Here is a 26,094-nt window from a genome sequence, read left to right on the forward strand (position 1 = left end):
CTCCAAAACTGTGGTAGGTCCGATGTTACCGGACCGGGGAAGAACGATAACGACCGTCAGGCGGGGTCCGCTGGACGGGCGGGGTCTGCGGCCGCATCATGTTTCGCCGCGCGCAACCGCGCCAGCAGATCCCGGGCGGTCCACCGGCGCGGATCGCCCCGCTCGGCCGCACCGATCAACTCGACCAGACAGGCATTGACCGGGGCCGGTATGCCGACCATCGCGCCCAGGCTCACGATCTCCCCGGACAACCACGCGATCTCGGTCTTGCGGCCGAGCCGCAGATCGTCCGCCATCGAGGAGCGGGCGTGGGGATCCACCGCCACCACCCGTCCGGCGAAGCGGCTGAACAGCAGATCAGGCACCGTCAGCAGCCGCACCATCACGCGCGGCGACAGTAGCGTCAGCCGTGCCGGGCGGATGTGCGCGCGGTGCATCACCGCCAGCGCCTCGCCTTGCGCGAGCGCCAGCGCGCGCCGGTAGTCGCGCTGACCGAGTTCCTCGCGCAGCGGCAGGCCGGACAGGGCGTTGATCGGGTTGTTCAGGTTCAGCAGCAGTTTGGCCCACTGCACCGGCAGCAGATCCGTGTGCCGCTCCAGCGGCAGGCCCGCACGCGCGAACAGCGGCGCGAACCGATCCAGCGCGGGGTCGTCGGCGACCGCCAGGCCCCCGGCCGTACCGCGATGGAAGCCTCCGCCGTCGTGGTGCACGACATTGAACATCACCATCCCCGCCAGCACCACGCAGGAGGGCAGGATTTCCTGGATCACCGTGTCGTTGCCGATGCCGTTCTGCAGGCTCAGCAACACCGTGTCCGGGCGCACCCGGCCCACCAGCTGTTCGGCCGCGACCGCCGTCTGCGGCGACTTCACCGTGACCAGGATCAGGTCCGCGGTGGCGGCCGAGGCCGGTTCGGTGTCCACGGCGAAGGCGCCCGGAGCAACCCGGTCGGCGCCGCCGTCCAGATCAGTGAGGTGCAGCCCGTTCTCGGCGATCTCGTCGAGCAGGCGCGGACGCCCCACGAAGGTGACATCGGCGCCGGCCGCCGCAAGTTTGCCGCCCACGAATATTCCGATACTGCCGGCGCCGAGCACCGTCACACGAAATGTCACGCGGGGCCTACCTCCTCGATCAGCGTGTCGCCGTAGCCCGGATCCTCGGCCAGCGCGGCGTAGGCCTCCAGGGCGGCGCTCGAGCGCTCCCGCACGGCCGTGACCAGTTCGGCCGGCCCCAGCACCGTCACCCCGGAGCCGAAGCCCAGCAGCAGTCGCGCCATCCAGTCCAGGGTCGCGAAGCGCATCGTGGCCTCGACGTCGCCGTCCGGCAGCAGCGCGGTGCGCTGCATCGGGTACTGATCCAGTACCCAGCCGTAGTCGGCACGAATTCGCAAGTGCGCCAACGGAACCGCAGCGTCCTCAGAGAACAGGTCGAGTGCGGCGGCCGCGTCGGTGGCATGGCTGGGCGGACGGGCCGGCTCGTCGAGTTCGGTGGCCTCCTCGATCCGGTCGAACCGGAACAGCCGCACCCCCTCGGCCCGGCGGGACCACGCTTGCAGATAGGAGTTGTTGTCCACCAGCACGATTCGAATCGGATCGACCACCCGCTCGGAGACCTCGTCCCGGCTCGCGGAGTAGTAGACCAGCCGCAGCGCCCGGTTCGCCGCCAGCGCCGAACGCACCGTCGTCACAGCCGGAGCCTCCAGTGGCGCAACCGATTCCGCTCCCGCCGGTGTGCCGGTCCCGGCGATGGCCGACTCGATCTTCGCCAGCGCCGCGTGTGCGGCCGTCGGATCGACCATGCCCGGAAGATCGGCGATCGACCGCAACGCCACCAGCAGCGCGGTCGCCTCGGTGGAGGTCAACCGCAACGGGCGGTCGATTCCCGCGGAGAAGGTGACCTCGACACTCTCCTCGGAGAACGACAGGTCGATCAGATCGCCCGGCCCGTATCCCGGCAGGCCGCACATCCACAGCTGGTTGAGGTCGTTCATCAGCTGTTTGGTGGTCACGCCCAGGTCCTCGGCGGCCTCCGCGGCGCTGATCCCCGGGTTGGCCAGGAAATACGGGACCATGTTCAGCAGCCGGGACAACCGCGTGGACAGCCGGCTGCTGCTCATGCGGGGGTTCTTGGGTGTCATGCCGGAACCTCTGTGCGCTCGAGCACCGACCGCAACCGCTCCACGACGTCCGCGCGCAACTGCGGCGGCGCCAGCACCAGCGCGTCCGGGCCGAGTCCGGTGATCAACCGGGCCAGCCAATCGCGCGACCGCACCGGAACCTCCACCACCGCACCCGCGCGACCGGCGACCTCGCGATCCTCCACGACCGCGCCGAGACGACGGATCTCCTGGCCGCGGCCGTCCGCCACCCACACCGTCGCGGTTCCCGTCACCGGGGCCGCGCCGGTCACCCGGGCGACCATCGCGCGCAGATCCACGCCGTCGGGTTTGCGCACCGCGTTCTCCGGGCCGTACGCGGTGACATCCTCGCCGATCCGGGACAGGCGGAAGGTGCGCACCGCGTCGCGGATCCGATCGTGCCCGACCAGATACCACCGTCCGTGATGGGTGACCACACCCCACGGCTCCACATCGCGCATCAGATACGGCGCGTTGTGCGAGTTGCGGTGCTCGAACCGGACCGCGCGTCCGGCATCGATGGCGGCCAGGAGCTTGCCCAGCGCCGCCTCCGATCCGCGGGTGCGGGCCGGCACCGGCGGCACCGAGGCCAGTGCCGCCTCGGGCTCGACGTGAATTCCGGCGGCTCGTAGTTTCAGCACTGCTCCCTCGGCCGCGGCGGCCAGTTCGGGAGAGTCCCACAGCTGCACCGCCACCGCTACGGCCGCGGCCTCCTGGCTGGTCAGATCGATTTCGGGAAGTTCGTAGGCGTCGCGATTGATCCGGTACCCCTCCTGGCTGGTGTACCGGCCGACCGGGCCGACCTCCAGGGGAATGCCGAGGTCGCGCAACTCGTTCTTGTCGCGCTCGAACATCCGGCTGAACGCCTCGTCACTGGCCGAATCCTCGTAGCCCGCCACGCTGTCGCGAATCCGTTCGGCGCTCAAGAACTGCCTGGTCGAGAGCAGCGCGATAACCAGATTCATCAACCGCTCGACCTTGGATATCGCCACTCGGACAAGAATAATGCGACTCGCCGCGCTGGTGTGCGCTGGTACTCGTATCAATACATCCGGACGGCGACCGCATGTCCAGGTCGGACGGTTTTCCTCGGCCGGCGCACCGCCGCGCCCATGCCGTTCGCGTCCCGCGACCGTGAACCGATGCCCGAGCTGGGGATCATCGCAGCGCGCTGGAACAGTCCACGGATTCCAGGAACCGGATCAGCATCGCGGTCACCGCCGCGGGCTGTTCGAGTGTGCTGGTGTGCCCGCAGTCCGCGACGAGATGGCACAGCGCGCCGGGAACCAGGTCGGCGATGCGGCGGGACCGGGCGGGCGGGGTGGCGCGATCGTCGGCGCCGACCGCGACCAGAGTGGGCATCGCGATCGCGGATATCTCGTCCTCGACCGAGGCGCGGTCGGCCACCCCGAGCACCGCGCGGCGCACACCGGCCCGATCGCACCGGGCCAGTCGCGCGGCCCACTCATCGATCACGGGCCGGCGCGCCCGGTCGGCGCGGATGGACGGACCGAACAGATGCGCCGCGATCAGGCCGCGGATCGGCCGCACACCGAACCATCGCAGCGCCAAGGCCAGGCGCTTGTATTCACCGATCTTCGCGGCTTCCTCGGCGCCGGCGCTGGTGTCCAGCAGGGTCAGCGAACGCAACAGCGCGCCGTGCCGGGCTGCGAGCCGCAACCCGACGAATCCGCCCATCGACAACCCCACCCAGTGCACCGGGCCGAGATCCAACGCGCGCAACAAACCGACCGCGTCAGCGGTGAGGGTGTCCATATCGTAGCCGTCGGCGGTGGCCGGGGTGCCGCCCTGGCCGCGCCAATCGATGCTCACGCAGCGGTAGCGCTCGCGCAGCGCCTCGATCTGCGGCCCGAACATCCAGCCGCCGAACAACAATCCGTGTCCGAACACGACGGTCGGGGCGTCCGGGCGGCCGGGCGGGACACCGGTGTCGGTGTACGCGATGGGTACGCCGTCGATGGTTGTGGTTGGCATGATCTCCTCATTTTCCCGGCCGCGCAGACGGCGGCCTACACCGTCACCGACAGCAGCGCCGGTCCGCGCACGTTGATCCGGCCGTTCCAGCGCACCTCGTCCAGTTCGGCGGATGGAAGGCGGGACACGAACAGCGGGAACACGATTCGCGCCTGCATCCGCACCAGGGCCGCGCCGAGGCAGTGGTGGATGCCCGCGCCGAAGGTCACGCTGCGGGCGGCCTCGGGCCGGTCCAGCCGCAAGGTGTCGGCGTCCGCTCCCCAGAACTCGGGATCGCGATTGGCCGCCGCCAGGCAGGCCACTACCCAGGCGCCGGCCGGAATCTCGTTGTCGCACACGCGCACCGGCGTCACGGTCACCCGCCGCATGAGGTGCACCGGAGTGTCGTAACGCAGCAGTTCCTCCACCGCGTTCGCGCTCAGTTCCGGCTCCTTACGCAGCCGCCGAGCCTGATCGGGATGCCGCAACAGTGCCAGCATGCCCGCGGCCAGGTGGTTCACCGTCGTCTCGTGCCCGGCGATGTAGAGCAGCATCACCTGCGCCACCAGTTCGTCCTCGCCCAGCACATCGCCCTCGTACTCGGCCGTGATGAGCGCGGTCAGCACGTCGTCACCGGGGTTGTCGCGTTTCCACCGGACCAGATCGGCCGTCATCGCGCGCAGTTCCGCGTCGGCCGCCCGGATCCTGGATTGCAGGGCCGGATCGGCGAGCGGCTCCAGAGCCAGCACCAGCACCGCGGTCAACTCGCGCAACCGGGCGCTCTCCAGCACCGGGATGCCCAGCATCTCGGAGATGATCGTGAACGGCAGCGGAAACGCCAGTTCCGCAACGAGATCGGCGTGGCGAGACGCCACGATCCGGTCCAGGGCGTCCGCCACGTGTGCGGCCGCGCGCAAGCGCAGCGCGTCCACGGCCCGGGGCGTGAACGCCTTGGCGACCAGCCGCCGCAGGCGAGTGTGGTCGGGCGGATCCTGATCCAGCATCGACAGCCCGCCCATGATGCGGTTCGCCCTGCCGAGCCGGGCGCTGTCGCTCTTCCAGGCGGGCAGGCGGGTGAGGTGTCGCTCGTCCACCGAATGGGCAGAGGACCGTTGCAGCGCAACAACATCCGCGTACCGGGACACCAGCCAGAAGCCCAGGGGATGTTCGTACGCGGGGGCCCGGTCGCGCAGCCTGGCGTAGTGCGGATAGGGGTCGGCGGCGAAGTCCGCGGCGAACGGGTCGAACACGAATGCCTCGGTCATGACAGCTCCCGGGTCAGGTTGTCGCCAGTTTCACGTTCCGCATGGTGACCAGCGCTGTGGCACAGAGGATTTCACCCTCGGGCTCGACGGAGAAGACCTCCGCCGCCGAGACCGTCAGGAGCGTGCCGGGGTTGACCACCCGGCCGCGAGCCACCACCGTCGCCCCCTTGGCCGGGGCGAGAATCTTCACGGTGTAGTCGATGGTCATATTGACCCAGCCCGGCCGCAACAGCGTCCCGGCCGCCGAACCGGCCGCGAAATCCGCCAGCGATCCGAGCACTCCGCCTTGGAAGTACCCGTCGTGCTGGGTCAGTTCCGGGCGATGCGGTTGCACGATCTCGACGCGGCCGGGCATCACCTCGCCGAAGTCGAATCCGAGATGGCGGGCGGCGGGCATGCTGAGCACCACCGCTCGCACCATCTGCTCGAAATCCGGATCGGGCGCTTCCCAGGTCGGCACGATGTCAGCTCCTCCGCTGCGATTCGGTGGCTTCCGCCGGAGACGTTCGCCGCGGCCAGATCTCGAATTCGGCCGCCAGATATCGCCGGCGCGTCGCGGCCCGCATGATCTTGCCACTGCTGGTCTTCGGCAATCGGCTCGGCAGCGTCAGCACCAGATCACCGAGGGACAGTTGGTGTTCGCGCAGCACCGCGGCCCGGATCGCGCCGAGCACGTCGGCGGGTTCGGCGGATTCGACGTGCTCGCGACGCAGTTCCTGGACCACCACCAGCCGGTCGGTCTCGGCGCCGGGCACGGCGAAGGCGGCGCATCCGCCGGGCCGCAGGGCGGGATGCGCGGACTGCACGGTGAGTTCGATGTCCTGCGGATAGATGTTGCGGCCACGGATGATCGCCACGTCCTTCAGCCGCCCCACCACGTACAGTTCCTCGTCCAGCAGCAGGCCCAGATCGCCGGTCCGCAGGAAATCGCGGCCCGGGTCGTCGACGCAGCGGGCGCGGAAGGTTTCGGCAGTGGCCGGCTCGCGTTCCCAATAGCCTTGTGCGACATGGTCTCCGGACAACCAGATCTCACCCACCCGGTCCGGCGGGCAGGTTCGCCCGGTCTCCGGGTCCACGATGCGCAGCACCTCGCCGCGCGGCGCCCGCCCCGAGGAGACCAGCGTGCGGGCCCGGTCCCCCGCCGGGGCGTAGCGCCGTTGCGCGAGCGCGTCGGGATCGGCCTCGATGGTGCGCGGGCCGCGTCCCTTCACACTGCCCGCGGCCAGCAGCGTGGCCTCCGCCATCCCGTAGCAGGGATACAGGGCCGCGGCACGAAAGCCGTACGGGGCGAGAGCTTCCGCGAATCGGCTCAGGGTCTGCGCCCGGATCGGTTCGGCGCCGTTGAACGCGACCTGCCAGCTGCTCAGATCGAGGCCGGGTTCCGGTTCGGCGCCCGCGGCCAGACGCGCGACGCAGGCGTCGAAGGCGAAATTCGGTCCGCCGCTGGTATGCCCGCGATACCGGGAGATTGCCGAGAGCCACAGCAGCGGCCGCCGGATGAACGTCGCCGGGGCCATCTGCACACTGGTCGCACCGACGTACAACGGTTGCAGCGCATTGCCGATCAGGCCCTGGTCGTGGAAGAACGGCGCCCAGCCGACCAGCGTGGAATCGCGGTCGTGGCCGAAGCAGCGCCGGATCATCTCCTCGTTCGCGATCAGATTGCGGTGCGTGACCATGACGCCCTTGGGCGCGGCGGTCGACCCCGAGGTGTACTGCAGGAACGCCGTCGAATCCGGTTGCGCGGCAACGACCGGGCCGGTGTCGGCCGCAGGCAGCAGGTCGACCCCGATCCAGTGCTCCGCCCGGAGCCACGGCTCCGGGTGCGCGCGCAGCGGTTCGACGCCGGCTCCGAGGGTGAGCACCGCGGCCGGACGGCAGTCCCGCACGACGGATCGGGTCGCCTCCGGTACCGCGTTGCGGCGCGGCGGATTCAGCGGCACCGCCACGATTCCCGCGTACAGGCAGCCGAAGTAGGCGATGAGGAATTCGGGGCACTGCGGGAAGATCAGCAGCGCGCGGTCGCCGGGTGCGCATCGAGCGCCCAGTTCCGCGGCCACTCCCAGCGCGCGCCGGTGCACATCCCGGTAGCTCAGAACGGCGCTCTGCGAACCGTTCTCGTCCAGGAATACGTAGGCAGTGCGGTCGGGTTCTTCCGCGGCGCGACGCGCCAGGATGTCGGGAAGCAGCTCACTGTCGATATTCATGACGCCTTCCGCACCGCGACCGGCAACGCGGTCAGCCCGCGCACGATGAAACTGTGCTCCTGCCAGCGCCATTCGTCGGTCAGCGCAGTCATGCTCGACGAATGCCGGTAGAGGTATTCGAACACCACGCGCGCCTGCAGTTCGGCCAGCAAGCCGCCCAGGCAGCCGTGCATACCGTGACCGAATGCCAAGTGGCCGTGCGCATTCCGGTTGAGGTCGAATTCGTCGGGCCGGTCGAACGATTCCGGATCGCGGTTGGCCGCGCCCAGGCACACCAGTACCTGATCACCGGCGCGCACCGGCTGTCCGCCGATCTCGACGTCCCGGGTCGCCAGCCGTTTGGTCAGCTGCAAGGGGCAGTCGTAGCGCAACGCCTCGGTGACGGCCGCGTCCGCGAGTTCCGGTCGCGCCCGCAGCAGCGCGTCCTGGGCGGGATGCCGCAGCAGCGCGAGCAGACCGTTGCCGATCAGCGATTTCGTGGTCTCGTTGCCGGCGACGAAACACATGATGCAGACGAAGATCAGTTCTTCCTCCGCGAGCCGGTCCCCGCCCGCGGTGTGCGCGGCCAGCAGCCTGCTGATCAGGTCGTCGCCGGGCCGCAGCCGACGCTCGGCGATCACCTCCGTCAGCGCGTCGGCGAACAACTCCACCACCTCGCGCACCCGCGCGAAGTCGGCCGCCTTCATCATGCCCGGCTCGAGCAGGAATCGGATGTCGTGGGTCCAGGGCCCGACCAGCTCGCGCAGCTGCCGCGGCAGCGCCATCCACTCGCACAGCACCGTGATCGGCAGCGGCGCAGCCAGATCCGCGATGACGTCCAGTTGCCCGGCGGCCCAGGCCGGTTCCATCAGGCGCTCGGCGACGGCACTCACCAACGGCCGCAGTTCGGCCACCGCGCGAGCGGTGAACACCCGGTTGACCAGTCCGCGCAGCCGCGCATGGTCCGGGTTGTCGGTGAACACCAGGGATTTTCGGCCCAATCGGCCGATCCGGTCCACCCCGCCCTGCCCGAGCCGCGCGGCCTGGTCGTCCACCAGTCGCGGGATCAGGCTCGCACTGAACGAGCGGTCGTGCAGCACCGCGCGCACGTCGGCGTGCCGGGTGAGGACCCACATGCCGAGGGTCCGGTGCACCGGATGCGTCTCTCGCAGTTGGCGATACATCGGATAGGGGTCACGGCGGAACTCGGCGCCGAACGGATTGAACCGGACCCGGCCGGGGGCGACGGTCATCGCGGCCGTCCCGCCCGATCGGCGAAATACCTGTCCGTATAGGGCTTCAGGACGATCCGGTACAGCGCGATCTTGCCCATCCGGAACCCCAGCGCCGACTGAGCCAGATACCGGCGATACCGGGCGACCGTCTCCGGTCCGACCAGTTCCGTTGCCCGCGTGCGGTTCTCCCGCAACCGCGCGGCCCACTGCCCGCAGGTCCAGGCGTAGTCCAGCCGGCCGTTTCCGATCGAGCGAATTTCGAAGATGCCCTCGGCGGCGGCCGCGATCTGCGCCGGTGTCGGCAGATCGGCGTCCGGGAAGATCTCCTGCTGAATGAAGGCGCTGGCCTGGTCGCGGGACATATTGCCGTAGGCGATGGTCTGCAGCGACAACGTCCCGGAATCGGTCAGCCACTCCCGGCAGCGGGTGAAGAAATCCCGGTAGACCCGGATCTTCGCGGCATCGGAGTCGTCCGGGCGGGCGAAGTGCTCGAAGGCGCCGATCGAGACGATTCCGTCGAAACGAATGTCCGGCTCGTAGTGCAGCCAGTTCTCGGTGCGCACTTCGACCCCCGAAAGGCTCTGGGCGCGGACATAATTCGCCTGCTCCGGACTCAGTGTGAGACCGACCGAGCGCGCCACCCGGTGCCGTTGCGACAGCTCGCGCAGGATCGCTCCCCAGCCACACCCGATATCGAGCACGGCATCGGCGCGGTAGGCGTCGATCGCGTCGAGGTGGTATCGGAGTTTGCGCTGCTGGGCGATCTCGAGGGTGTCCTCGGCGTGCTCCCGCAGCGCGCAGGAATAGCTGAGCGTGGGATCCAGCCACAGCCGGTAGAAGTCGTTGCCGACGTCGTAGTGGTGCCGGATCGCGGCCGCCGCGGCGGTCGCCCGGTCGGCGCCGGTCGGGGCGACCATGGCTAGGCCACGCTCCGGCTGCTCTGCTCGTGCAGATAGGTGGCCACGGCGTCGAGGTTGGGGTACTCGTAGAGGTCCTCGGGCGACAGGTCGATCCCGTAGCGCTCCTCGACCTCGATCAGCAGTGCGACGGCCAGTGCCGAGTCGACACCCAGCCGGTCGAAGTCGGCGGCCGGGTCGATGGTCCGGGCCGGCACCTCGAGCAGATCGGCCAGGTACTCCTGGCACCAGGCGACGATGGCGTCCTTGCTGGTATCCACGATGGTATTTCCTTACGCTGCTGCGGCATCGCCGGCGACGGTGGGTTTTCCGGAAATTCGTTTGGCCGCCAGACGTTCATCCGACGGAAGCTCGAGATCCCGGGCGAGCCCGAGCGATTCCAGGGTCTTGATGAGCCAGAAGCCCGGGTCGAGGCGGTACCACTGCAGCCCGAACGACGGCGAGGTCGGGAAGGCGTGGTGATTGTTGTGCCACGATTCCCCGAAGGTCAGCAATGCGAAGACCCCGCCGTTGCGGCTGTTCTCCCGCGACTCGTACGCGCGGGTGCCGAACATGTGCAGGAAGGAATTGATAGCCCAGACGGTGTGCTCCAGCAGGAACATTCGCGCGAAACCACCCCACAGCAGACCGGCGACCGCGCCGGTCCAGCTCATCGTGAGCAGTCCGCCCAGCACGGTGGGAATCAGCAGGCCCAGCGCCACCCACCAGTAGTAGAGCCGGGCGACCCGGACCAGGCCGCGGTCCTTGATCAGGTCGGGGGCGTAGTGCACGACGTTCGGATACTCGTGCCGCCGCATCCACAGGAAGTGCGAGTGCATCAGCCCGCGCAGCCGTCCGGACCAGCCGGCGCCGGACAGGTTGGGCGAGTGCGGATCTCCGGCGCGGTCGCTGTACTCGTGGTGCCGCCGGTGCAGCGCCACCCAGGACACCACCGCGCCCTGGCCCGCCATCGACCCCATGACCGCCAGCACCGACGCCACCCACGGCACGGCCTTGAAGGTGCGATGCGTGAACAAGCGGTGGTACCCGGCCGTGATTCCCAATCCGGTCACCGCCCACATCACGAAGAGCAGGGCGAATTCGGTGATTCCGAACGGACGCACGAACAGGAAAGCGACGGCGCCGATCATCCCGAATATCGGCAGCACGTCGAACAGCAGAAAATGCCTGCGCTGCAGCCGGTGGATGTAGGGGCTGTCGATGGTCTTGCGGCGCGGCGCGGGCTTCCCGGCCGGGTCCCCGGGCTCCGGGGACCGGTCCGGATCATGGTCTGTGGTCATCTGTATCCAACACCTTCGCGAATGCCGAATCCGGTTGACGCCCGGACGGTTTCGACACTAGCGCCGGTTCGGTCGCGCCCCGTCCCCGTACACGTCTGCCGATCGGCGGATCGGAATTGCTTATCAGCCGTCCAGCCGGAACCGTCGCAGGACTCGTTCACGCACGCATCCGGAGGGGCAGCTGCGCCGGGCCGCGCATCGACACCGAGTCGCGGAACGGCGGTGCGGGATCCAGCAGCTCGAAATCCGGTGCGCGGCACATGAGTTCGGTGAACAGGACCTCGCCCTGCAACCTGGCCAACGGTGCGCCGACACAGAAGTGCGGTCCGTGACTGAAGGCGAGATGGCGTGCTGCGCCGCGCCCGGTCGCGAATCTCAGTACATCCAGCGAGTCCGGGTCCGCGAAGGCCGCCGGGTCTCGGTTCGCCGAACCGACGAGCAGGATCAGGCCCGTCCCCCGCGGCAACGTCCGCCCGGCGAACTCGACCTCGCGAAGGGTCACGCGGGTCGGGAACGGCACCGGGGTGTCGAAGCGGAGGAACTCTTCCACCGCGTAGCGGCTCGATTCCGGTTCGGCCCTGAGGATTTCGCGTTGGCCGGGATGACGCGCGAGGGCCAGCACGCCGGTCGCGATGAGATTCATCGTGGTCTCGTGCCCGGCGATGAGCAGGAGTACCGCCATGTCGACGAGTTCGCTCGGCTGAAGTTCGGTCCTGGCCGCGAGCCGGGAGAGCAGATCCGCGCCCGGCTCGGCGCGGCGGCGTTCGACGAGGTCGGTGAAGTATTCGCCGAACGCCCCGACCGCGTCTACGCGCGCACGTTTCTCCGCCTCCGACAGCAGTGCGTCCGGGTCCAGGCCGCGGCTGATCGCGGCGGTCCACACGCCGAACCGGGCATGGTCGGCGGCGGGAACGCCGAGCAGGGTGCAGATCGTGTTCAGCGGCAACGGATATGCGACCTCGGTGACGAAATCGACCTCGCCCGCGGCGACCGCGCGGTCGAGCAGCGTCGCTGCGGTCTCGGTGATCCGGTCCCGCAGTGCGGCGATCGCGCGGGCGGTGAAGGCCGGGGCCACCGAGGCGCGCAGCCGCGTGTGCTCGGGCGGGTCCATCAGCAGGAACGAACCGGGCAGCGTTCGCGGATCAACGCCCGGACGGAACGGATTGATTCCGGCGAAATAGCCGTGTCCGAACGCCGGGTCGGCGAACACCGCGTCGCAGTCGGCGTAGTGCGGCACGAGGTGGATGCCGGGCCGGAACTCGTGCAGCCTGCCCGCCGCGCGCAGCGAACGGTAGGCCGGTACCGGGTCGGCACGCAGTTCCGGCGAGAACGGGTCGAGTATGCCGGTCATCGCACAGTCCCTTCGACAGCGCGCGAGCGCGTCGGCACGATCGCGCGACAACCGGCGAGGACAACCGGCGTGGCCGGCAACGCCACCGACACTCGTGCGGGATTCACGTTCCGCAGCTCAACACCGGACGATGGCGAAATCGTGAACGGACCGCGAATTACCTTCTGCCATAGCGTAGTTCGATGGCGGCATAGTATGCGGTCGGCACCGCTTGTCCGGTATGCGCCACCGGTCGACGATTCGGGGGGTGAATTCCGATTCCCCGCACGCCGTCGTCCTGGGCGCAGGCCTCGCCGGACTGCTGGCCGCGGTCGTGCTGGCCGAACACTTCCCGCGCGTCACGGTGCTGGAGCGCGACACGCTCGCCGGTAGCCAGGCGCGCAGAGGGGTCCCGCAGGCCAGGCATCTGCACGGCCTGATGGAAGGTGGCCGCGCCGCCATCGAAACACTCTGTCCCGGACTGACCGACGAGATCGTGGCCGCCGGCGCGCCGACCACCGAGGTGCTGGCCGGATCCCGGTGGTACCTGAGCGGGCTGCGTGCGGCGCCGACCGAGACCGGACTCGTCACACTGCTGGCCAGCCGTCCGCTGCTGGAATGGGGATTGCGGCGGCGCGTGGCCGCGCTGCCCGGGGTGAGAATGCGGGAAAACGTTGCCGCACAAGGGCTCACCGCCGAATCCGGCCGGATCACCGGCGTCCTGGTGCGCGAGTCCGGCGGCCCCGGGCAGGCCGTGCGCGCCGATCTCGTGGTCGACTGCACCGGGCGGGCGTCGCGGGCGGCCGAATGGCTGCCAGGGGTCGGCGCGCGGGCGCCCGAGCAGGACAGCGTGGTGATCGACCTGGGCTATTCCTCGCGCACCTACCGGCACCGGCCAGAACATCTGGACGGGCAGCTCGGCGTGGTCGTGTCGACCATGGCCGGTCGTCGCGGCGGCGGTGCGATCGTCGTCGAGGGCGGCAAGTGGCACGTCACCCTGGGCGGGATGCTCGGCGATCACCCGCCGACCGATCACGAGGGCTTCACCGCATTCGCCGCGACGCTGCCCGTGCTCGACATCCACCGCATCGTGACCGCGGCCGAACCGCTGAGTGATCCTGTGCCGCACAGGTTTCGCGGTTCGGTCCGGAGGTACTTCGAGCGGCTTTCCACGCATCCGGAGGGATTTCTCGCGCTCGGCGATTCGCTGTGCAGTTTCAATCCGCTGTACGCGCAGGGCATGACCGTGGCGGCACAGCAGGCCCTCGTCCTGCGCGCCTGCCTGCGAGAGGGCGGCGCGCACTTGCCCGCCCGGTTCTACGCCGGCGCCGCGCACCATGTCGACGTGGCGTGGCGCATGTCCACCGGCGCCGACCTGAATCATCCGGGTGTGGTCGGTCGGCGGACGCCGCGAGTGCGGCTGCTGAATTCCTACATCGGACGTGCGCACCGTGCGGCCCATGTCGATCCGGCCGTCGCGCGCGCGTTCATGCGGGTGGCCAATCTCGTCGACCCGCCCGAGACTCTGCTGCGGCCCGGGACGGTCGCGAGAATTCTGTGGCACGGTCGTGGCAGCCGACCGCGCGACGACCAGCGGCCGGGAACCAAGGAGAGTCCGCGGTCCGAGCGCTGAACCGACACGTGCCCGGCGACGGCACACCCGATTCACGCCACTCGTCCGGTGCGGCAGGACAAGTGGCCGGGACCGTCCGCTGCGACCGTCCACGACGGCCGGCCGCAGCGGATCCGGCCCGGCCGATCAGGCCGCGGTGAAACGCACCGGCAGCGATGCCAGCCCGCGGATCACCACATTCGGTTTGTACGAAGGAGTTTCGGTGAGCACCTCGAGCCGCTTCACCCGGCGCAGCAGCACATCGAGCAACACTTCCATCTCCAGCAGCGCCAGCGGTGCGCCCAGGCAGTAGTGGATGCCGAGGCTGAAGCCCAGGTGCTTCTTCGCCGGACGCATCGGGTCGGAGTACCGCGCCACATCGACCTTGTCCGGGTCGGTGTACGCGGCGTCGTCGCGGTTGGCGGAATTGATCAGCACCACCACGCCCTCGCCGGTCTGGAACTCGTGGCCGGCCACCGTGATCGGCCGGGTCGCGGCACGGGTGGTGACCTGCACCGAGGGCTCGAGCCGCAACAGCTCGTCGGGCGCGTACTCGGTCAGGTTCGGCCGCTGCCGCAGCAGCTCGAGCTGATCCGGATTGCGCAGCAACTGCAACATACCGGTGCCGACCAGGTTCGCGGTCGTCTCGTGACCGGCGACGAAGGTGGTGATGCAGGTGGCCAGCAGCTCCTGTTCGGTGAGCACGTCGCCACGATCCTCCACCTGCGACAGCACGCTGAGCAGATCGTCCGCCGGACGGCGGCGGCGCTCGTCGAGCAACTCCCGGAAGTAGCCCATGAAGCCGCGGGCCGCGACGCTGCGGGCGCGCAGTGCCTCCGGCGGCAGCGTGTAGTCGTGGTCGAAGCCGCGCGCCAGGTCCTGCGACCAGCGATGCACCTGGTCGTACGCCTCCTTCGGCACACCGATCAGCTCGGCGGCGATCGTCAGCGGCAGCGGGTAGGCGATCATGTCGACCAGGTCGAATTCGCCTGCGGCCAGGGCATTGTCGACCAGTTGCTCGGTAACCTCGACGATCCGGGGACGCAGCCGGGTCACCATGCGCGGGGTGAAGCCCTTGGTGACCAGGTTGCGCAGCCGGGTGTGGTCCGGCGGCTCCATCCACAGGAACGAGGTCGGCAACTCCTCCGGCGCGTCCTGCGCGGAGACGGTCGGGTGCATCATCCCGGCCTCCTCGGCATGGCTCCACGCCGTGGTGGACAGCACCGCGGTGCAGTCCTCGTAGCAGGTCAACACCTTGTGGCCCAACGGCGTACTGTGCAACGGGCCCGCTTCACGCAGTACCCGTCCCGGTGTGTACGGGTCGGCGCGTCCGGCCGGGCCGAACAACTGCTCGATCGCGGTGGCGATCGCCGGATCCTCCCCGGCGACGGCGGTGGTCGGTGCTGCCAGGTCCATCTCGGATTCCCTCCTGATCGGTGGCAGACCGGCTCCGATGCCGGATCTGCCGCTCATACGTTGCCGTGCAATAGGATTCGTCGTGCGATACGCGGATTCAGCAGGGCCGTGGGCGGTTCCACGAGATTGGCTACACGCAAGAAGGTCCGGGCCACCCGCGGATCGAGATGCGCGGCGCGCTGCGCCCGTGCCACATAGGCATTGGCGAACCGGGTGCGCAGGCCGCGCGGACCCGCGACGCCGGGGTGCGCCAGATCCGCCGAGGCCGCCAGTTGCCAGGCGGCCGACACCACCTTTCCGGCGGCGACGTAGAACCGGGCCGGCAGTTCGCGATCGGGTATATGCAGACAGTCGCGCAGTGCCAGCGCCTGCTGTGCGGCCACCGTCATCCCCTGCGCGTACAGCGGGTTGAAGCTGCACAACGCGTCGCCCAGGACCAGGAACCCCTGCGGGACGATGGGCTGGCGGTCGAACCGCCGCCGTACCGAATGCCGAAACCGATGCGGCACCGGATCTCCCAGCGGTTCGCAGCCGGTGACGATGTCGTGGATATCGGGTCCGGCCAGACCCGCGGCGAAGGCCGCGAACGCCGCCGGGTCCGTGGGCGGGTGATCACCGAGCATGCCCGCCAGCGTGACGTGCCAGCGCTCGCCCTCGACCCGGATCGCACCGCCGCCGTGCCCGTTCGCTCCGGTGGAGATGATGATCGAGGCCGGGCCGTCCGCCGCGCCCGGATCGCGCCGGTAGAACCGGGAGCTGTACCCGAGATCGACCTCGAGCCGCTCCTCCTGCGGAGCGCGGGCGCCGAGCCGGGTGAGCCATTCCGGCGCCCGCGATCCGCGCCCGGCTGCGTCCACGACCAGATCGCCTGTGAGCGTGCACGTTTCGTTGTCGCTGACGGCGACCACGCCGCGCACCCGGTGCGCGGTTCCGATCAGGCCGTGCGCGGTCGTGTGCGACCGCAGCCGCACGTTCGGCATCGCCAGGGTCCGTTCGCGCAGCACCGCCTCGAGCAGCGGCCGGGTGGCCATCACCGAGGTCAGCCCGGTTTCAGCGGTCGCGACCCGCAATCCGGCCACGTACCAACGGGTTCCGATCAGCACCTCGGCGGTGCCTGCTCCGCGTCGCGCCATCTCACTGGTGAAGCCTGGAAACAGCTGTTCGATGGCGGTGCGGCCGCGATCGAGCAGCCCGTGCAGATGCCGGGCCTGTGGAACGCCGCGCCGGGTAGCGGCCTCGCTGGATATCTGCTCGCCGTCTTCGGCGAATTCGTCACGTTCGACCAGCGTCACTCGCGCGAACCGGTCGGCGAGCACCCGGGTCGCCAGCAATCCGGCGATACCGGCACCGACCACGATCGCATGGCCGTGGCCCGTCGCATCCGCACCGGCGGCGTGCGGACGCCCCGCTGGATCGGGATGGGCCGGGGTCGTCCCCGCCACCGTGGTCTCGTCGGAACTCACCTGGGCAACTCCTGAACAGCGAACGGGCACCGAGGGAAAACGACCGCGACGTCCCGCACCGGCGAGATGTACGACCGTGTCGGCGACCATCCTCGCCGCGGCGTGCCGCACGCCTCGCGGCGATCACCGGGTCCTATCGCCCGATAGTCGAATATCGGTATCCGGCAACGCAATTGGCCGATCGACAACGCTTATCACCGCACGCATTTCACAGCCCGTTCAGGGTCCGGAAACCCGGCGCTGCTGGGCTGGGGCGCATGACGATATCCGCAGGGACCCTGCCGGGGGAGCTGGCCGCGATCGCCGCCCGCCATCCCGAGGTATCGGCCACGTTCTGGTCGCTGTCGCAGAGCTTGGACTACGCCACACTGCACCGGAAAGCGACCGGCGCGGCGGCGGCGCTGGTGCGACGCGGCGTGCGGCGCGGCGAGCCGGTGGGCATCCTGTGTCCCAACGCACCGGAATTCCTCATCGGCCTGTTCGCGATCACCGCCGCCGGGGCCGCCGCGACCCCGTTGCCGCTGCCCGCGGGCGCGCGGCAACTCGAGACGTATCCGGGCAAACTGGCCGCCATCGTCACCGCCGCAGGCATGCGGACCGTCCTGGTCTCCCCGCAGTTCGCGACCATGACCTCGGCACTGTCCGCGATCCCGGCCGAATTCCTCGACACCGCAACGCTGTTCGCCGAGACCGCCGACGCCGAACTGCCCCGGGTGCGGCCGGAGGATCCGGCCGTGGTGCAGTTCACCTCGGGCAGTACCGCCGCCCCGAAGGGGGTGCGGCTGACCCACCGCAATGTGCTGGCCGGCCTGGCCGCCATTCGCGCCGGTATCGACCTCGGCCTGTCCGACCGGGGCGGTTTCTGGCTGCCGCTGTTCCACGATATGGGCCTGTTCGGCACCCTGTCGGCCATCCTGCGCGGCATCCCCGCCCACATCTGGTCGCCCAGCGCGTTCGTCAAGGACCCGGCGCGCTGGCTGTGCGAATTCGCCACCAGCGCAACGACTGTCACGGCGATGCCGAACTTCGGTTACGAGGCGCTGCTGGCCGCGGTGCCGCCCGAGCGGGTGCCCGAGTACGACCTGCGGCACTGGCGCATCGCCTTCAACGGCGCCGAACCCATCTCACACGAGGTGGTGACCGCGTTCTGCCAGCGGTTCGGCCCGGCCGGTTTCGATCCGGCGGCGATGTTCGCCGTGTACGGCATGGCCGAGGCCACGCTCGCGGTCACCTTCCCGCCGTTGGGCCGAGCACCGCTGTTCGACTGGGTGGATCGCGGCACTCTCTCGGATTCCGGTTGGGCGCACCGGGTTTCGCCGGGCGCACCGGGTGCTCGTGCGGTGGCCGGGGTCGGGCGGCCGGTGGCCGGGCTGCGGCTGCGGCTGGTCGACCCGGAATCCGGCGTCGCGATCCCCGACGGAGAAGTCGGAGAAATCCTCGTTCGCGGCGATTCGGTGACCGAGGGCTATCTGACCGCCGATCCGGCGCGCACGGCCGAACTGTTCACCGACGGCTGGCTGCACACCGGCGATCTCGGCTACCTGCGCGACGGGGAGTTGTTCGTCACCGGCCGCAGCAAGGACATGATCACCGTGCGCGGGGTCAACTACTACGCGCAGGACGTGGAGGCCGCAGTCGGCGACCTCGACGGCATCCACCGGGGCCGGTGCACCGCGACCACCGACCCCGCCGATGCGGACATCATCGCTCTCATCGTGGAGACCAACCACACCGATACGGCCGCCGACGACCTGGTCACCGCCGTCCAGGGCCGCATCGCCGCCCGTCTGGGCCTGACCGCGGTGCGGGTGTACCTGACGGCGCCGCGCAGCATTCCCCGTACCAGCAGCGGCAAACTCCAGCGGTCGGCCGCCCGCGAACTGATCGCCGACGGTGTTGCCGCGCAACGCCTTCCGTAGAGAAACCGGAGCCCCCGTGCACAGCTACGACGTCTTCCGCCACTACGAGCGCCTGCACTGGAAGCTGGGCGACCTGGACCTGGACAGCATCGATCCGAGGCTGGTCCGGCCCGAATACGTGACCCTGGCCAAGAGCGCAACCATGGGCGAGTCCAATGTCATCGCCGCGGTCCACGGCTTCCTCGACGAATTCGTCGACGACTACGACTTCTCCACCTTCGCGGTGGTCTGGGGCTTCCAGGAAGTGCAGCACCACTATGCTTTTCGCGCCTGGCTGGCCGCGCTCGGGGAAAGCGTCGACGACACCGCGGTGCACGCCATGCGGGCGCCGTACGCACCGGGCACCACCCCGTCGGCGACCCTGGCGACCAACATCATCTCCGAACTCACCGTCAACCACGTCTACCGCACGATGTCGCGGTGGGTGGACGAGCCGGTGTTGCGGCGCCTGCTGCTCGAGGCCAGCCGCGACGAGGCCGGGCACGCACGCGAATTCATCCACTACACCGCCGAGCGCCTGGCCCGCCGCCCCGAGGAACTGCCTTCGGTGCTCGAGACGCTGTACGTCTACAGCTCCGAGGCGCGGATCAAACATCCGGTGAGCACGTTCAAGTCCGGTATCACCGAACTCGGCGAGCACGCGACCATCGACACCGGCTTCGAGTTGTTCCTGGAGCAGATCGCCGACGACGGCGAACTCGAGGTGCTGCACGACAAGGTGCGCCGGACCTTCGCCGGTATCACCGGGCTCGACCTGTCCTCCAATGCCAAGGTGCGCCGGGCCCTGGCCGATGCGATCGCCTGAACCGATGGCCGATCGCACCGACACAGCGTCGGCCGACGTCATCGCCGTGCCGTGGACAGTGCTGCCGGACTACCACTGTTTCGGCTGCTCACCGCATAATTCGTCGGGCCTGGGCCTGCGCTTCACCCGGCATGCGGACGGTGTGCAGGCCCGGTTCCGGCTCGATCGACGCTTCGAGTCCTATCCGGGAGTGGTACACGGCGGGCTCATCGGGGTCATCTGCGACGAGGTGATGGGCAATCTCATCGTCCTGGCGCGACGGGTTCCGGCCTTCACCGTCTCGCAGCGCACCCGCTTTCTCACACCGCTGCTCATCGATCGTCAATACCGTTGTGTCGCAACGCTGCTGACCGACAGAGAGGGGACCATCAGGGCAGCCGCGGACATCCTCGGCGAAGACGACGGACTGTGCGCCTCGTCCAGCGCCGTCTATCAGCCCTTCGCCCTCGCCGACGTCCGGCATCAACTCACCCTCGACGACGCCGACGTCGCCCGCCTCGAACACGCCCTGTCCACCCCTGACACGCACTTCGCGCCGGACAACCCGCCCGGCCCGAACACCCTGTACCGGAACGGAGTTCATCCTTAACGGTTCTCCCGCTTGAAGGCAGGAGATTTCCAGCTCAGACCGCATCCGAACCACCCACCCGGAGGAGGTGATCCGATTGTCTTACATCCTCGACACTGACGTGGCCCCGTTCTGCCACGGCCAGAACCACTCTGGCGGCGTTCCGGTCTCTCGAATCGGCGTAATCGCATTCGGGGCACCGGAAGTCTCTCTCGTGCAGTTCCGGTCTTTGCTTGGCTCTCGCAAAGCAGGAACTACATGGCATGGTCGTGTATGCGGGCCGGACCATCACCACCTTCCGCCCGGCCCGCCTGGCACGGTCGATGAGTTCACGCTTCGCCGCACCGATCGCCGCGTCAGCGGCTTTCCGCGCCATCGTGGACCTCGTCAAGAATGCGGGCTTGAAGTCCTCGACCGCGATCACCTCATAACGATCAACAACACGTTTGGCCCACACCCGCGAGTCGTGCACGGTCTGTCGAGCCGCTTTCTTTGCCAGCCGGGCAGCCCGCCGCCTGGCATCACGGTAACCCCGCGACTGTGGTCGGCCTTTGCGGTGACGCCGGGCCATCGCGCGCTGCGCCTTCGCCAACTCCGCGGCGCATCGCTTCCGGTACCCGAGGTGCGGCAGATCCTCTCGGCACACCACGAACGAGGCGTACCAGCAGCCCAGGCTGTCGCGATAGACGCGAACCGACGTGGGCGGCGACGGCAACTCTCGCGACCGAACGACCGGAATCGTAACGCCTTTCGGCAACAGCAAACGACCATCTCGGATCGAGAACCCGCGGGTCGTGTACTCCAGGCTCGGCAGAGACTTTCTGCGAGACTTGAACTGCGGGCGACCGCGGCCCTTCACTGTGAACGAGCGGTGCAGCGCGTGAGCGTAATCGCGGAGCATCTGCTGCTGGGCGACCTGCGACCCCTCACGCAACCACGGCAGTTTCGCCCGCGCTCGGGACAGCAGCGTCCCAAGCCGCGCGAACGTCGGCTTCTGCCCGGACTTCTGCTGATGCACAGCTTCATTCCACAACCACCGGCAGCGACCCCACTCGGCCAGCAACGCTGCCTCGGCGGTGCGTCCGGGCCTGAGCCGGTATGTATAGCGCACCACCTCATCCATTCGAACATTCTATCGAAAGATAATGGCATGCAACAAAAGCACGACAGCGAGCAGATCCTGCACACCGTCACCGAGATCGCGGTCGCCGAGACCGCCATCCCGGCCGCCGAACTGCGCCCCGACGTCGACCTGCGCGGGATGGCCGGCGTCGATTCGGTCCGGGTGCTGCGCATGGTGGCCCGCATCGAGCGGACCTACGACATCGAGCTCGAGGATTCCGATGTCTTCGGCATGTCCACCCTCGCGGACGTGGTGACCGTGGTGGACAAGGCGCTGCGGGCGGAGGCGGCGTGACGACCACCGCGGATACCAACCAGCATTACGATCTCGATCCGGAGATCTTCGGCGAATTCCTGGATCCGTTGCGCAAGTATAGTTCCGCGCTGTACCGGACCCCGCAGGACACCCTGGAGCAGGCGCAGCGGCACAAATTGCGGTTCGTCGCGGACCGCTTGGGCCTGACCGGCGGGGAGCGACTGCTCGATGTCGGCTGCGGCTGGGGCGCGCTGATCCTGTTCATGGCGCAGGAATTCGACTGCCGCACCCTGGGAGTCAGCCCGGCCCCGCGCCAGCACGCGTACATCGCCGCCCAGGCCGCCGCTCGCGGTTTGACCGATCGGGTGCGGACCCGCGTCGGACATTTCGAGGAACTCGACCTGCCCGAACGGGGTTTCGACGCGGTGACGCTGCTCGGATCCATCGTGCACATGCCCGATCTCGATGCGGTCTTCGGCCGGGCTCGCGGCGTGCTGCGCCGCGGCGGCACGCTGTACGTATCGGAGAGCTGTTTCCGGAATGCGATGGCGCGTAACGCTTTCGACGAGAAGGACGGCACCCGGTTCGTCCGGTCGGACATCTTCGGCTTCGGTGAGCTGCGTCCGCTCTCGGAACTGGTGACCGGCGCGGAGAACGCCGGTTTCTCGGTGATCGCCGTGGATGATCTGACCACGGACTACCGCCGCACCATCGAAGCGTGGATCGGCAATGTGGACGCCGCCGCGGACCGGATCGACGCGCACCGTCCGGGCCTGGCCGCGACGTTGCGGCGCTATCTCGAAATCGCCAATGCCGGTTGGGGTTACACCACCAAGCATTACGCGCTGACCTGCCGCAACTCGCGCTAGCCGGAGAGGAATTCCGATGACCCGGGAGATCCCCGCGGCGACGCTGCCGACAGCGGCTGTCCTGCTGCCCACCGACGAGGTGACCGCGGCGGTGGACGGCTTCCTGGCCGCGTCGCCGGCCGCCCGCGCCTGGGATGTGGAGACCGCGTTCGACTGGGCGAGCGCCGATGCCGGCCGACTCACCGAGGGCCAGCGTTCGGCGGTGCAGTTCGTCACCTATATCGAGGACCACCTGCCCGGCTATTTCGATGTGTACCAACGGTATTTCCCGGTGGACGACCGCGTCGACCAGGACACCTACCTGCACAACCGCGAGCTGTACCACTTCACGGTGCGGTGGGCGGTGGAGGAGGACACTCACGCCCGTGCGCTGGCGCGCTATCAGCACGCCGCCGGGATGGCCGAAAGAGTCACGCTGCGAAGCGAACTCGCGGTCGAGGGCCGCAAACCCTTCGATCTGCCCTACCGGCATCCGGTGCAGTTCTTCGCCTACGCGCTGGTGCAGGAGAAGGCGACGCAGATGTACTACCAGTCGCTGCGCGAGGTTTGCGGCGATCCGGTGCTGGGCGCGGTGCTGACCCGGCTGGCTCGCGACGAGGCCCGGCACTTCAGTTTCATGGCCGACGTGGTGGGCCGCTACCTGCGCACGCAGGGCGACGCGGTGGTGGAACCGATCCGCGAGGTGGTCGCCGGATTCCGGATGCCGTTGGCCGACACCATGCGTGGCTACTGGCGGTGGGCGCTGCGCATCGCCGACGTCGCCGACTACGACCACACCGCCGCCTACGAGCATCTGGTCAAGATCATCGATCGAGCGGTCGACACCCGCACCGAACCACTGGACGAACTGGTCCGATTCCTGGACCGCTGTCGCACGCTGTCCTGAGCCGGATCGGCCCGGTCGCCGCATGGTGGCCGGGCCGATCCGCGCGCGATCACTGCGGCTGCAGCACCAGAATCGTGGTGGACCCGTGTGCGATCAATTTGCCCTTGGCGTCGGTGATCCGCCCCTCGGCGGTCGCGGTCCGGCGCCCGACGTGCACGGCGGTGGCCTCACAGGTCAGCCTGCTGCCGTCCAGGGCGACCGAGCGGATGAAATTCACCTTCAGCTCCAGCGTCGTGTACGCCACACCGTCGGCGAGGGTGGTGAAGACCGCGCTGCCCATCGCGGTGTCCATCAGCGTCGCCAGGACCCCGCCGTGCACGGTGAACATGGCGTTGATCGTCGCCGGGTTCGGGTCCAGGTAGTACCGGGTGAACCCGGCCCCGGCCGAATCGAGCCGGATGCCGAGCGAGGCGCCGACTCCCAGCTTCTCGCGCAGGCCCCGCTCGAAGATCTCGGTGAGTTCGCCGACCCGGGCCGCGACCACGTCTGCGGCCTGAATATCGGTGCTGGTCATAGGTTTTCCCTCCTGCCGAACGATACGAAGCCATTCGAACAGCGTTCGGTGAACTGCGGATGGCCGCCGCGCCGGCGATACTCACCTCCGATCGGATGATCGGAACACCGCGCGCGGTCGCCGCGGACCCGGCCCGGCCGGTACCGTCGCGGCTGTGGCCGAGACGCTGGGCGCCGATTTCTTCGCCGATCCGCATGCCTACTATCGGCGCTGGCGCGCCCGGGGGCCGGTGCACCGGGTGCGATTCCCGGACGAGACCGAGCGGTGGGTGGTGATCGGTTATCCGGAAGCTCGTGCGGCGCTGGCTGATTCGCGCCTGCGCAAGGACATCGCGCGCCTGGACGGGGTGATCAGCGCCAAGCGCGGCGGCGGGTCCGATCCGCGCACGCTGGCGCTGATGTCGCATATGCTCAACAGCGATCCTCCCGAGCACACCCGGCTGCGCAAACTGGTCACCAAGGCGTTCACCACCCGCCGGATCGCACAGCTGCGGCCGCGGATCGAGCAGATCACCGCCGATCTGCTGGATGCCGCGCAAGCGTGCGAGCGGGTGGATCTGCTGACGGAATTCGCTGTGCCACTGCCCATTACGGTCATCTGCGAGATGCTGGGAGTGGCCGTCACGGACCGGGACTCCTTCCGCCGCTGGACCACCGATCTGGTCGGCGTGGTCGGCCGCGAGGAACAGCGCCGCGAATCCACCGTGGCGATGGCGGGCTTCCTGGGAGATCTGGTGCACGACAAGATCACCCGGCCCGGACAGGATCTGCTGTCCGCGCTGGCGCACACCACCGACGACGGTGATCGCCTCACCCCCGCCGAACTGGTGTCCATGTCGTTCCTGCTGCTGGTGGCCGGGTACGAGACCACCGTCAACCTGATCGGCAACGGCACCCTTGCGCTGCTGCGCAACCCAGAGCGGATGGCGGAGCTGCGGGCGGATCCCGCCCGGATCCCCGCCGCCGTCGAGGAGTTCCTGCGCTTCGACGGCCCTGTCGGCCTGTCGATGGCGCGCTACACCGCCGAACCGATCACACTCGGCGACACCGAGATTCCGGCCGGCGAGATCGTCTACGTCGCCTTGGCGGCGGCCGATCGCGACCCGTCCCGATTCGCCGACGCGGACGTCCTGGACCCCGCCGCGGACCGCACCGGCCACCTCGCGTTCGGGCACGGCATCCACTTCTGCCTCGGCGCCCCGCTGGCCCGGATGGAGGCCACGATCGCCTTCACCGCACTGCTGCAACGCTTTCCGGCATTGCGCCCGGACCCCGGCGCAGCTCCCCTGCGCTGGTACGAGAGCACACTGATCCGGGGTCTGGTGGCGCTACCCGTACTGCTGCGCGACTGACCCATACCGCGCCGATCCCGCCACGCTCGAGGTCCGGGTTGCGCACCGGCGCAATACCGGCCGTCGCCTTCTTACTCGCGCCGGTTCCGACAATTACTCTGCGCCAACAGCATTCGTACTCGTTGTGTGAAACCCGACCGATTCGTGCGGCAACGACGCCAGGCGTGCGGTGGCAGACGAGGTGACACGTGCTCGATCCGAGACGGCCGCGCAGACCGAGAGCCCCGCCCGGAATTCCGGGCGGGGCCTGGTGTCCCCCCGGCACTCACACCGGGGCGTCTGTTTACTTCGCGGGCGTGAACGGCTGGTTGATGGTGGTGAAGTACTGAGCCGCTGCCGCGATGGCCACCGGCGCGGTCACCAGCAGCTGACCGGCCAGGGTGCCCAGCGCGCCGACGGCGATGATGCCGCCGAGGCAGCCGACGGCGGCGGCCGGCACGAAGGCGCCGAACAGGCCGACGATGGCGGCCGCGGCCACGGTAGCGCCCGCGATGCCGCCGAGCAGGCAGCCCACCGCACCTCCGGCGAGACCGCCCACCAGGGTGCCGATCGTGGCGCCGGCGGAGATGGTGGTCACCATGCGGTTCCAGGCCGCCTGCTCACGGTCGTACGGGGTCTTCCACGGCGCGGTGTTCTCGTAGGGCAGCGCGACGGGCTTGTAGACCGCGTGCGCGACGTCGAGCTGCGGGGTCAGCGTCGCGGTGTGGTCGTGAATGTCGGCCGCGATCGGGAAGACGAAATCATCCACCCGGAAAGACAATTCGGTGCCGGCCAGCACAGTGCCGTTGGCTGCCTTGATCTTGAAGACCCCGTCCTGCGCGGACATCGAGCCCGCGTCGGTGGAGATGATGGTTGCCGTCTTGGTGGTGGTGGCCTTGTAGTTCACCACACCGCTGTCCGCCGGCGCCGCGCCGGCCACGCCGGCCGTGACGGCCAGCGTCGTGACCAGAAGGGTCGACGCCGCAGCGAATTTCCTCATCCTTGCTGCC

At 69.0% G+C, this 26,094-nt stretch carries 25 protein-coding genes; 8 read left to right on the forward strand and 17 right to left on the reverse strand.

Annotated elements, in window-relative coordinates; genetic code table 11:
• Positions 1 to 56: 56 nt before the first annotated feature.
• From AC5WS7_RS09160 to AC5WS7_RS09215, 12 genes are all read right to left on the reverse strand, one after another.
• Entirely contained in the window at positions 57 to 1,112 is a 1,056-nt protein-coding gene (locus AC5WS7_RS09160; RefSeq protein WP_495953980.1) for a 2-dehydropantoate 2-reductase, read from the reverse strand.
• Positions 1,109 to 2,137, reverse strand: a complete 1,029-nt coding sequence (locus AC5WS7_RS09165) for a helix-turn-helix transcriptional regulator (RefSeq protein WP_495953981.1) — start codon at positions 2,135 to 2,137, stop codon at positions 1,109 to 1,111. The genes AC5WS7_RS09160 and AC5WS7_RS09165 overlap by 4 nt, the downstream gene beginning before the upstream one ends.
• Positions 2,134 to 3,129: a helix-turn-helix transcriptional regulator gene (locus tag AC5WS7_RS09170; RefSeq protein ID WP_495953982.1), complete on the reverse strand. Its 996-nt coding sequence runs from the start codon at positions 3,127 to 3,129 to the stop codon at positions 2,134 to 2,136. The genes AC5WS7_RS09165 and AC5WS7_RS09170 overlap by 4 nt, the downstream gene beginning before the upstream one ends.
• A gap of 166 nt (positions 3,130 to 3,295) precedes the next feature.
• On the reverse strand, positions 3,296 to 4,132 hold the full coding sequence (locus tag AC5WS7_RS09175) for an alpha/beta fold hydrolase (RefSeq protein WP_495953983.1): 837 nt from the start codon (positions 4,130 to 4,132) through the stop codon (positions 3,296 to 3,298).
• A gap of 35 nt (positions 4,133 to 4,167) precedes the next feature.
• On the reverse strand, positions 4,168 to 5,376 hold the full coding sequence (locus AC5WS7_RS09180) for a cytochrome P450 (protein ID WP_495953984.1): 1,209 nt from the start codon (positions 5,374 to 5,376) through the stop codon (positions 4,168 to 4,170).
• Between the two features lie 13 nt (positions 5,377 to 5,389).
• On the reverse strand, positions 5,390 to 5,836 hold the full coding sequence (locus AC5WS7_RS09185; protein ID WP_495953985.1) for a PaaI family thioesterase: 447 nt from the start codon (positions 5,834 to 5,836) through the stop codon (positions 5,390 to 5,392).
• A 4-nt stretch (positions 5,837 to 5,840) separates the two neighbouring features.
• Complete coding sequence (locus AC5WS7_RS09190; RefSeq protein WP_495953986.1) at positions 5,841 to 7,583, reverse strand: fatty acyl-AMP ligase; 1,743 nt, start codon at positions 7,581 to 7,583, stop codon at positions 5,841 to 5,843.
• On the reverse strand, positions 7,580 to 8,815 hold the full coding sequence (locus AC5WS7_RS09195) for a cytochrome P450 (RefSeq protein ID WP_495953987.1): 1,236 nt from the start codon (positions 8,813 to 8,815) through the stop codon (positions 7,580 to 7,582). Before AC5WS7_RS09195 ends, AC5WS7_RS09190 begins: the two co-directional genes overlap by 4 nt.
• A complete protein-coding gene (locus tag AC5WS7_RS09200) occupies positions 8,812 to 9,714 on the reverse strand; it encodes a class I SAM-dependent methyltransferase (RefSeq protein WP_495953988.1) in 903 nt (300 codons plus the stop codon). The genes AC5WS7_RS09195 and AC5WS7_RS09200 overlap by 4 nt, the downstream gene beginning before the upstream one ends.
• Positions 9,715 to 9,716: 2 nt before the next feature.
• Complete coding sequence (locus AC5WS7_RS09205) at positions 9,717 to 9,974, reverse strand: acyl carrier protein (RefSeq protein ID WP_495953989.1); 258 nt, start codon at positions 9,972 to 9,974, stop codon at positions 9,717 to 9,719.
• 12 nt (positions 9,975 to 9,986) lie between these two features.
• On the reverse strand, positions 9,987 to 10,994 hold the full coding sequence (locus tag AC5WS7_RS09210) for an acyl-CoA desaturase (RefSeq protein ID WP_495953990.1): 1,008 nt from the start codon (positions 10,992 to 10,994) through the stop codon (positions 9,987 to 9,989).
• Positions 10,995 to 11,151: 157 nt separating this feature from the next.
• Positions 11,152 to 12,345 carry a cytochrome P450 gene (locus AC5WS7_RS09215; RefSeq protein WP_495953991.1) on the reverse strand — a complete coding sequence of 398 codons (1,194 nt, stop codon included), beginning with the start codon at positions 12,343 to 12,345 and terminating at the stop codon, positions 11,152 to 11,154.
• 247 nt (positions 12,346 to 12,592) lie between these two features.
• On the opposite strand from AC5WS7_RS09215, the gene AC5WS7_RS09220 reads away from it, so the two are divergent.
• Positions 12,593 to 13,957, forward strand: a complete 1,365-nt coding sequence (locus AC5WS7_RS09220; protein ID WP_495953992.1) for an NAD(P)/FAD-dependent oxidoreductase — start codon at positions 12,593 to 12,595, stop codon at positions 13,955 to 13,957.
• Positions 13,958 to 14,083: 126 nt separating this feature from the next.
• Here the strand turns inward: AC5WS7_RS09220 and AC5WS7_RS09225 are convergent, their stop codons facing one another.
• Positions 14,084 to 15,352, reverse strand: coding sequence for a cytochrome P450 (locus AC5WS7_RS09225; RefSeq protein WP_495953993.1), 1,269 nt, complete (start codon positions 15,350 to 15,352; stop codon positions 14,084 to 14,086).
• 53 nt (positions 15,353 to 15,405) lie between these two features.
• A complete protein-coding gene (locus AC5WS7_RS09230) occupies positions 15,406 to 16,815 on the reverse strand; it encodes an NAD(P)/FAD-dependent oxidoreductase (RefSeq protein ID WP_495953994.1) in 1,410 nt (469 codons plus the stop codon).
• Positions 16,816 to 17,072: 257 nt separating this feature from the next.
• On the opposite strand from AC5WS7_RS09230, the gene AC5WS7_RS09235 reads away from it, so the two are divergent.
• Genes AC5WS7_RS09235 through AC5WS7_RS09245 form a run of 3 tightly spaced genes read left to right on the forward strand, consistent with a single transcriptional unit; the run spans position 17,073 to position 20,128 of the window.
• Positions 17,073 to 18,734, forward strand: a complete 1,662-nt coding sequence (locus tag AC5WS7_RS09235) for an AMP-binding protein (protein WP_495953995.1) — start codon at positions 17,073 to 17,075, stop codon at positions 18,732 to 18,734.
• Between the two features lie 16 nt (positions 18,735 to 18,750).
• Positions 18,751 to 19,539, forward strand: a complete 789-nt coding sequence (locus AC5WS7_RS09240; RefSeq protein WP_495953996.1) for a ferritin-like domain-containing protein — start codon at positions 18,751 to 18,753, stop codon at positions 19,537 to 19,539.
• A gap of 4 nt (positions 19,540 to 19,543) precedes the next feature.
• Positions 19,544 to 20,128, forward strand: coding sequence for a PaaI family thioesterase (locus AC5WS7_RS09245; RefSeq protein WP_495953997.1), 585 nt, complete (start codon positions 19,544 to 19,546; stop codon positions 20,126 to 20,128).
• Positions 20,129 to 20,162: 34 nt separating this feature from the next.
• Here AC5WS7_RS09245 and AC5WS7_RS09250 read toward each other — a convergent pair whose 3' ends face one another.
• Positions 20,163 to 21,230, reverse strand: coding sequence for an RNA-guided endonuclease InsQ/TnpB family protein (locus AC5WS7_RS09250; RefSeq protein ID WP_495953998.1), 1,068 nt, complete (start codon positions 21,228 to 21,230; stop codon positions 20,163 to 20,165).
• A 27-nt stretch (positions 21,231 to 21,257) separates the two neighbouring features.
• Between AC5WS7_RS09250 and AC5WS7_RS09255 the strand changes: the two genes are divergently transcribed.
• From AC5WS7_RS09255 to AC5WS7_RS09265, 3 genes are read left to right on the forward strand one after another with little or no spacing between them, the layout of a single operon-like run.
• Positions 21,258 to 21,524 carry an acyl carrier protein gene (locus AC5WS7_RS09255; RefSeq protein WP_495953999.1) on the forward strand — a complete coding sequence of 89 codons (267 nt, stop codon included), beginning with the start codon at positions 21,258 to 21,260 and terminating at the stop codon, positions 21,522 to 21,524.
• Positions 21,521 to 22,354 (forward strand): SAM-dependent methyltransferase, encoded by an 834-nt coding sequence (locus AC5WS7_RS09260; protein ID WP_495954000.1) that lies wholly within the window; start codon positions 21,521 to 21,523, stop codon positions 22,352 to 22,354. Before AC5WS7_RS09255 ends, AC5WS7_RS09260 begins: the two co-directional genes overlap by 4 nt.
• A gap of 16 nt (positions 22,355 to 22,370) precedes the next feature.
• On the forward strand, positions 22,371 to 23,240 hold the full coding sequence (locus AC5WS7_RS09265; RefSeq protein WP_495954001.1) for an acyl-ACP desaturase: 870 nt from the start codon (positions 22,371 to 22,373) through the stop codon (positions 23,238 to 23,240).
• A 49-nt stretch (positions 23,241 to 23,289) separates the two neighbouring features.
• Here AC5WS7_RS09265 and AC5WS7_RS09270 read toward each other — a convergent pair whose 3' ends face one another.
• Positions 23,290 to 23,754, reverse strand: coding sequence for a PaaI family thioesterase (locus AC5WS7_RS09270; RefSeq protein WP_495954002.1), 465 nt, complete (start codon positions 23,752 to 23,754; stop codon positions 23,290 to 23,292).
• 154 nt (positions 23,755 to 23,908) lie between these two features.
• Between AC5WS7_RS09270 and AC5WS7_RS09275 the strand changes: the two genes are divergently transcribed.
• Entirely contained in the window at positions 23,909 to 25,105 is a 1,197-nt protein-coding gene (locus AC5WS7_RS09275; protein ID WP_495954003.1) for a cytochrome P450 family protein, read from the forward strand.
• 283 nt (positions 25,106 to 25,388) lie between these two features.
• Here the strand turns inward: AC5WS7_RS09275 and AC5WS7_RS09280 are convergent, their stop codons facing one another.
• Positions 25,389 to 26,084, reverse strand: a complete 696-nt coding sequence (locus tag AC5WS7_RS09280) for a DUF8020 domain-containing protein (RefSeq protein ID WP_495954004.1) — start codon at positions 26,082 to 26,084, stop codon at positions 25,389 to 25,391.
• Positions 26,085 to 26,094 lie beyond the last annotated feature (10 nt).

This window comes from Nocardia sp. PLKS1-43 (assembly GCF_059510335.1).

Excerpts from the sequence above, each read along its gene's own strand:
- AC5WS7_RS09235 (WP_495953995.1), top strand. The coding sequence starts at position 17,073 with ATGACGATATCCGCAGGGACCCTGCCGGGGGAGCTGGCCGCGATCGCC.
- AC5WS7_RS09180 (WP_495953984.1), bottom strand. The coding sequence starts at position 5,376 with ATGACCGAGGCATTCGTGTTCGACCCGTTCGCCGCGGACTTCGCCGCC.
- AC5WS7_RS09195 (WP_495953987.1), bottom strand. The coding sequence starts at position 8,815 with ATGACCGTCGCCCCCGGCCGGGTCCGGTTCAATCCGTTCGGCGCCGAG.
- AC5WS7_RS09225 (WP_495953993.1), bottom strand. The coding sequence starts at position 15,352 with ATGGACCTGGCAGCACCGACCACCGCCGTCGCCGGGGAGGATCCGGCG.
- AC5WS7_RS09280 (WP_495954004.1), bottom strand. The coding sequence starts at position 26,084 with ATGAGGAAATTCGCTGCGGCGTCGACCCTTCTGGTCACGACGCTGGCC.
- AC5WS7_RS09175 (WP_495953983.1), bottom strand. The coding sequence starts at position 4,132 with ATGCCAACCACAACCATCGACGGCGTACCCATCGCGTACACCGACACC.
- AC5WS7_RS09215 (WP_495953991.1), bottom strand. The coding sequence starts at position 12,345 with ATGACCGGCATACTCGACCCGTTCTCGCCGGAACTGCGTGCCGACCCG.
- AC5WS7_RS09270 (WP_495954002.1), bottom strand. The coding sequence starts at position 23,754 with ATGACCAGCACCGATATTCAGGCCGCAGACGTGGTCGCGGCCCGGGTC.
- AC5WS7_RS09200 (WP_495953988.1), bottom strand. The coding sequence starts at position 9,714 with ATGGTCGCCCCGACCGGCGCCGACCGGGCGACCGCCGCGGCGGCCGCG.
- AC5WS7_RS09190 (WP_495953986.1), bottom strand. The coding sequence starts at position 7,583 with ATGAATATCGACAGTGAGCTGCTTCCCGACATCCTGGCGCGTCGCGCC.
- AC5WS7_RS09210 (WP_495953990.1), bottom strand. The coding sequence starts at position 10,994 with ATGACCACAGACCATGATCCGGACCGGTCCCCGGAGCCCGGGGACCCG.
- AC5WS7_RS09250 (WP_495953998.1), bottom strand. The coding sequence starts at position 21,230 with ATGGATGAGGTGGTGCGCTATACATACCGGCTCAGGCCCGGACGCACC.
- AC5WS7_RS09165 (WP_495953981.1), bottom strand. The coding sequence starts at position 2,137 with ATGACACCCAAGAACCCCCGCATGAGCAGCAGCCGGCTGTCCACGCGG.
- AC5WS7_RS09255 (WP_495953999.1), top strand. The coding sequence starts at position 21,258 with ATGCAACAAAAGCACGACAGCGAGCAGATCCTGCACACCGTCACCGAG.
- AC5WS7_RS09265 (WP_495954001.1), top strand. The coding sequence starts at position 22,371 with ATGACCCGGGAGATCCCCGCGGCGACGCTGCCGACAGCGGCTGTCCTG.
- AC5WS7_RS09245 (WP_495953997.1), top strand. The coding sequence starts at position 19,544 with ATGGCCGATCGCACCGACACAGCGTCGGCCGACGTCATCGCCGTGCCG.